Below are 5,904 nucleotides of genomic sequence, written 5' to 3'. Positions count from 1 at the left end.
CGGCCAGCCACCCGCGCACGGCCCGCGCCGCGGCCAGGCCGGACGCCAGCCCGTCCTCGTGGAAGCCGTAGCCGGTCCAGGCGCCGCAGTACCAGCGCTGCGCGCTGCCGCCCTGGATGTCCGGCAGGCGCCGCTGGGCTTCAATGGCCGCGAGGTCGAACACCGGGTGGGCGTAGTCGTAATCGCCGAGCACGCTGCCGCGCGCCGGTTCGCGGGTCGGGTTCAGCGACACGACGACAGGCTGCTGGAACGGCAACGGCTGCAGCCGGTTCATCAGGTAGTGCAGGCATACCGCAGCCTGCTCGCGCGAGCCGGTCGTGGCGCGCTCGTAGTTCCAGGCGGCCCAGGCCCGGCGGCGCTTCGGCAGCACCGAGCTGTCGGTGTGCAGCACCGCGCGATTCGGCTGGTAGCGGATCGCGCCGAGCACGGCGCGCTCTTGCGGGGTCGGATCGGCCAGCAGCGCCAGCGCCTGGTCGCTGTGGCAGGCCAGCACGACCGCGTCGAACGGCAGGCTGCCGGCGTCGGTGGCGACCCGCACGCCGCCGGGCACGTGCATCACCCGACGCACCGGCGTGGACAGGCGCACGTCGGTCAGTCGCTCGGCGATCTTCCGGACGTAGTGCCGCGCGCCGCCGCGCACCGTGTGCCACTGCGGCCGGTCGGTCACCTGGATCAGGCCGTGGTTGTGGCAGAAGCGGATCATCGTCGCGACCGGAAAACGCAGCATCTGATCGGTCGGACAGGACCATATGCAGCCGATCATCGGCAGGAAGTACCAGTCGCGGAACTCGGGGCTGAAGGCGTGCTCGGCCAGGAAATCGCCGATCGGCTGCGTGAGCTGCGCATCCTCGTTGCGCTCCGCGATCGCGGTCGCGAGACGGTTGAAACGCAGGATGTCCCTCAGCATCCGCCAGAACCGCGGGCGCGCGACGTTTCGGCGCTGCGCGAACACCGTGTCCAGATTGCAGCCGCTCCACTCGAGCCCCGCGGCCCCGGCGTCGGGCGCCTGCACCGAGAACGACATGTCCGACGGCGCGGTCGCCACGCCGAGGGCCTCGAACAGGCCCACCAGCTTGGGATAGGTGCGGTGGTTGAACACCAGGAAGCCGGTGTCCACGCCGTGAGAGACCGGACCGTTCGTGCCCGGGAGCGTGATGTCGACCGTGTGGGTGTGCCCGCCGAGATAGTCGCCCGCTTCGAACAGCGTCACCGCGAGCGGCGCCGGCGAGGGCTCCGTGGTCAGGGCGTGCGCCGCAGCCAGACCGGCAATCCCTGACCCGATGACGGCGACGCGGCGCATCGGCATCACCGCGCAGACGGCGCGACGCCGGTGCGGACACCGGCGTCGCGGGTCAGGATCGGTTCGGCGAGGGACTCGATCGGAAGAACAAATGCTGCGAAGCGCCCCTGAGCCAAGGAGGGAGGGAGGGAGGAGGAGAAGTGCTCAGGGATTTCAATCCACTGGGGAAGGCTTCGCGGCAGAAAAGAGCGCCCGGCAGCGGGACCGGGGGGCCGGGTCCGGGAAGGACGGCGGCAACCTTTGCTGCGACCGACATGGCCGCGGAATGTTCCGTAGGTGGGTGCAACGACTTGCAAGCAGCTCCATGGATGCCCGTCTCTGGCATTGGCGTTGCCGCTCTCGGGCTGTAACTTATTGAACTGCATGGTCTATATATTACTGTTCAGTCTTATTGTGAATCCACAAGTTTTTCAATCTCTTGGACAAACACAGGGTCTTGCGGGTCGGTCTGACTCGAGAAGCTGAGCACGACCTGCCCGTCGCGGCCGATCAGGTACTTGTGGAAATTCCATGCGGGCGTCTTCCCGGTGCGCTGCGCGAGGTCTGCGTACAACGGGTTGCGGGCGCTGCCCTTCACGCTGGACTTCGCGAACATCGGAAACCTGACGCCGAAGGTGTTCTCGCAGAATGCGGCGATGTCCTGGTTGCTGCCGGGTTCCTGCGAGCCGAAGTCATTGGACGGGAAGCCGAGCACGACCAGGCCTCTCGACTGGTACCGGGCGTGCAGCGCCTCGAGCCCCTTGTACTGGGAGGTGAAGCCGCAATAACTGGCGGTGTTGACCACCACCACCACCTTGCCGGCGTACTGGCAGAGGTTCTGCGGCTTCTCGTCTTGCAGGCGGGGGAAGCTGCGGTCCAGCAACGGCGGGCACGCGGCCTGTGCGCCGCTGCCCACGATGCACAGTAGCGCGGCGATCGCGAGGCGTCGCAACGCCGAGCGACCGAGCCACGGACGGCGCCGTGGCGAGAGGGTGGCGCTGGCTGATCTCGTGGCAAGAGTGGGCATGAGGATCTCCTGTTTGTCCTGGTCAAACGCTGGAACTGATCTATATTACGAGCGCCCATGCCCCCGTCAAATGCTGGTCGACCCGCAATGAAACGTGTATCCCCGGTTTGTCGATGGCCGTGCGCGAGCTGGCGCCAGCGGCGATGAGCACACGCAGCGAAACCCGTCCCATCGCCCTGTCCATCGCGGCGGTCGAGCGCGACACGGGGCTGACGAAGGACACCTTGCGCATCTGGGAGCGCCGCTACGGCTTCCCCGTGCCGGACCGGAACGCGCTGGCCGAGCGCTTCTATCCGCTGGATCAGGTGGAGAAGCTGCGCGTCATCAAGCGCCTGCTCGACGCCGGGCACCGGCCTGGGCAGATCGTCGCGCAGCCGGTCGACGCCCTGCTGCGGCTCAGCGACAGCGGTGCCGCGGTCGCGGGACCGCGCGGCGATCCCGGCCAACCCGATCTTCGCGCCTACGTCGATCTGGTGCGCGCTCATGACGTGGACGGACTGCGCCGCCAATTGGCGCAGGCACAACTGCAGCTGGGGTTGGCGCGCTTCGTCATCGAGGTCATCTCGCCCTTGAATACGTTGATCGGCGACGCTTGGATGCGCGGTCATCTGGAAGTCTTCGAGGAGCACCTGTACACCGAATCGATGCACGTGCTGCTGCGTCAGGCCATCAGCACGGTGCCGGTGCCCGAGACGGGCAGCCGGCCCCGCGTGTTGCTGACCACCTTCCCGCACGAGCCGCACGGCCTGGGGCTGCTGATGGCCGAACCGCTGTTCCTGCTGGAAGGTTGCCGCTGCCTGAGCCTGGGGGTGCAGACGCCGATCTGGGACATCGTGCTGGCCGCCAAGTCGCAGCGCGCCGACATCGTGGCGCTGAGCTTCAGCTCGATACTCACGCCGACGGCGGTCACGACCGGTCTCGCGGAGTTGCGGGAGAAGTTGCCGCCGTCGATCGAGATCTGGGCCGGCGGCAGTGCGCCGGTGCTGCAGCGCCGGCCGGTGGCGGGTGTGACGGCGCTGGCCGCGCTGGGTGCGATCGCCGGGGAAACGCGGCGCTGGCGCGCGCAGCACGGTTGAGCGCGACGCATTTTCCGCTCAAGAAGGCGCTGCTCGGCGCACGGGATATGACGCCGTCGTGTCACGCCCGCCACCTACAATCGGCGCAGCTCAACAAGGGGCCGACATGCTTTACCCCGAACTCTTCAAGCAACTCGAATCCGTGCGCTGGAACATGGACAAGGACATTCCTTGGGACCAGTTCGACGCCAGCCGCCTCTCCGAAGAGCAGGCGCAGACCGTCAAGATGAACGCCATCACCGAGTGGGCGGCGCTGCCGGCCACCGAGATGTTCCTGCGCGACAACCGTGACGACAGCGACTTCTCGGCCTTCATGAGCGTGTGGTTCTTCGAGGAGCAGAAGCACTCGCTGGTGCTGATGGAATACCTGCGTCGCTTCCGGCCCGATCTGGTGCCCACCGAGGCCGAACTGCACGAGGTGCGTTTCGAGTTCGATCCCGCCCCGGCGCTCGAGACGCTGATGCTGCACTTCTGTGGCGAGATCCGCCTCAACCACTGGTACCGCCGCGCGGCTGAGTGGCACGACGAGCCGGTCATCAAGGCGATCTACGAAACGCTGGCGCGCGACGAAGCGCGCCACGGCGGCGCCTACCTGCGCTACATGAAGCGCGCACTGCAGAAGTTCGGCGACGAGGCCAAGGCCGCGTTCGCCAAGGTCGGCGTGCTGATGGCGAGTGCGCGCCGCACCGCGCAGGCCCTGCACCCGACCAACCTGCATGTCAACGAGAGGCTGTTCCCGCGCGACACCATCCAGTCGCGCCTGCCCGATCCCGAGTGGCTGGAGGCCTGGCTCGACAAGCAGATCCAGTTCGATGCCGTGTGGGAGAACAAGGTGGTCGAACGCATCCTGCACAACCTGAGCCTGCTGATGGAGCGCAGCTTCGAGAGCGTCCAGGAGCTCAACCGCTTCCGCAAGGAAATGACGCAGAAGCTGGCCGCCACCGCGGCGGCGGCTTCGGCGGCCGGCGGCCCCCCGGGCACCCAGCCGGCCTGATCGAGTCCGCCTCATCGCGGCCGCCCGGCGCGGGGCACGCGACAATGGCGGCATGACGCCCCCTGCCTTCCACGGCAAGCTCTGCTCCCGCCGGGCCTTGAGTCAGCGCCTCGGCGAACTCGCGCGGCCGATCGTCTTCACCAACGGCGTGTTCGACATCCTGCACCGGGGTCACGTCGAGTACCTGGCGCAGGCGCGCTCGCTCGGCGGCAGTCTGGTGGTCGCAGTGAACAGCGACGCGTCGGCGCGCGGCCTCGGCAAGGGGCCGGACCGACCGCTGAACCGCGAGGCCGACCGCGCCGCGGTGCTGGCAGCGCTCGAGAGCGTGAGCCTCGTCACGCTGTTCGACGAGCCGACGCCGGTCGAGTTGCTGAAGCAGGTGCGACCTGACCTGTACGTCAAGGGCGGTGACTACGACATGGAGACGCTGGCCGAGACCGCGCTGGTGCGCAGCTGGGGCGGCGGCGCGCTCGCCATCCCGTTCCTGCCCGGCTACTCCACCACCGCGCTGGTGCGCCGCATCCGCGACTGAACCCTGGCGTCAGCGCCGGCGCAGCAGCAGCCAGGCGAGCAGTGCCCCGGCGATCGCGCCGGTGCTGTGCGCGAGCGGTGCGACCGCGATGTCCCAGCCTTCGGGATGCGCGAGCGGTCCGCGCCACGGCGATTCGCTCAGCAGCTTGACGGTCAGCACGGCGACGATGGCGCCCCCCAGCCGCCGCGACGCCGCATCCGCGCGCCGCAGCAGCACGACTGCGACGATGGCGACCCCGGCGTGCAATACCCCCGACAGGCCGGCATAGCGCACCAGGTCGGGCATCAGCAGCAGGCCGAGCTGCGTCAATGGCCACGCCGTCGCCCAGGCGATGGCGGCGCGCATCGGGACGCGGGCGGCGACGCCGAGCGCGACCACCAACAGCCCGCCGGCCAAGTTGACGAGCAGGTGTTGCCGGCTCAGGTGCACCCAGACGGCGCTCCAGGCACGCCACGGTTCGGTGAGCCACAGCGCCGGCTGCCAGTTCAGCACCGGTTCGGCGGTGGGGCTCGGGTAGACCGCGAGCGCCGGCAACAGCATCAGCAGCCCTACCAGGGCCCAGGCGATGCTGCCCGGCCGCACCAGGCTGCGCGGCCCCTCAGCCGAAGACGGCACGGCTGAGCGCGCGCACCGCGGCTCGCTCGGTGGCGAAGGCCTCGCCGTCGAACTGCGTCGGCGCCTCGTCGAGCCGCGCGCGGTGCTGGGCCCGGCGCAGTTCCCGGTAGGCATCGGCGGCGCCCTGGCCCACGCCCGGCGGCAGCAGGCCCACGGTTTCGGCGAGTCGCAGCAGCGCGATGTTGCCGATGTCGTCGCGCAGCGCCGGGTGCGCCGCACCATGCGCCAGCACCAGCGTCTGCACCGCGAACTCGACGTCCATCATGCCGCCCTCGCTGTGCTTCACGTCGAACGGCGGTGGCTGGCCGTCACGGGCCGGCACCGGGTGGGCGGCGCGCACCCGTTCGCGCATGGTGCGGACCTCCTCACGCAGGCTGCGGC

Annotated in this window: 6 protein-coding genes and 1 pseudogene; 3 read left to right on the top strand and 4 right to left on the bottom strand. The window is 69.2% G+C overall.

Annotated features, from left to right (window positions below; translation table 11 throughout):
• Together x551_RS17545 and x551_RS17540 are read right to left on the bottom strand one after the other, a co-directional pair.
• A partial coding sequence (locus x551_RS17545; protein ID WP_036249795.1) for an FAD-dependent oxidoreductase occupies positions 1-1,300 on the bottom strand: 1,300 nt, incomplete at its 3' end.
• Positions 1,301-1,688: 388 nt separating this feature from the next.
• Positions 1,689-2,306: a glutathione peroxidase gene (locus tag x551_RS17540; RefSeq protein ID WP_011827838.1), complete on the bottom strand. Its 618-nt coding sequence runs from the start codon at positions 2,304-2,306 to the stop codon at positions 1,689-1,691.
• A 143-nt stretch (positions 2,307-2,449) separates the two neighbouring features.
• On the opposite strand from x551_RS17540, the gene x551_RS17535 reads away from it, so the two are divergent.
• The 3 genes from x551_RS17535 (at position 2,450) to rfaE2 (ending at position 4,908) form a co-directional block, all read left to right on the top strand.
• Positions 2,450-3,382 (top strand): MerR family transcriptional regulator, encoded by a 933-nt coding sequence (locus x551_RS17535; RefSeq protein WP_036234314.1) that lies wholly within the window; start codon positions 2,450-2,452, stop codon positions 3,380-3,382.
• Positions 3,383-3,488: 106 nt separating this feature from the next.
• Entirely contained in the window at positions 3,489-4,376 is an 888-nt protein-coding gene (locus x551_RS17530; RefSeq protein WP_011827840.1) for a ferritin, read from the top strand.
• 52 nt (positions 4,377-4,428) lie between these two features.
• Positions 4,429-4,908: a D-glycero-beta-D-manno-heptose 1-phosphate adenylyltransferase gene (rfaE2, locus tag x551_RS17525; RefSeq protein WP_036234312.1), complete on the top strand. Its 480-nt coding sequence runs from the start codon at positions 4,429-4,431 to the stop codon at positions 4,906-4,908.
• Positions 4,909-4,917: 9 nt separating this feature from the next.
• Here the strand turns inward: rfaE2 and rrtA are convergent, their stop codons facing one another.
• Both rrtA and x551_RS17515 read right to left on the bottom strand, forming a co-directional pair.
• Entirely contained in the window at positions 4,918-5,523 is a 606-nt protein-coding gene (rrtA, locus tag x551_RS17520; protein WP_036234309.1) for a rhombosortase, read from the bottom strand.
• Positions 5,507-5,904, bottom strand: a pseudogene (locus x551_RS17515) (glutamine-synthetase adenylyltransferase); the annotation flags it as partial. The pseudogene x551_RS17515 and the gene rrtA, both read right to left, overlap by 17 nt.

This window comes from Methylibium sp. T29 (assembly GCF_000576205.1).
GTDB classification, from domain to species: domain Bacteria; phylum Pseudomonadota; class Gammaproteobacteria; order Burkholderiales; family Burkholderiaceae_C; genus Methylibium; species Methylibium petroleiphilum.
The sequence above is the reverse complement of the archived record's forward strand: the minus strand, read 5'-3'. Positions and strand labels throughout refer to the sequence as shown.

Bases quoted from the DNA above. Each gene is read 5' to 3' on its own strand.
- x551_RS17540 (WP_011827838.1), bottom strand. From the start codon at position 2,306: ATGCCCACTCTTGCCACGAGATCAGCCAGCGCCACCCTCTCGCCACGG.
- x551_RS17535 (WP_036234314.1), top strand. From the start codon at position 2,450: ATGAGCACACGCAGCGAAACCCGTCCCATCGCCCTGTCCATCGCGGCG.
- x551_RS17530 (WP_011827840.1), top strand. From the start codon at position 3,489: ATGCTTTACCCCGAACTCTTCAAGCAACTCGAATCCGTGCGCTGGAAC.
- rfaE2 (WP_036234312.1), top strand. From the start codon at position 4,429: ATGACGCCCCCTGCCTTCCACGGCAAGCTCTGCTCCCGCCGGGCCTTG.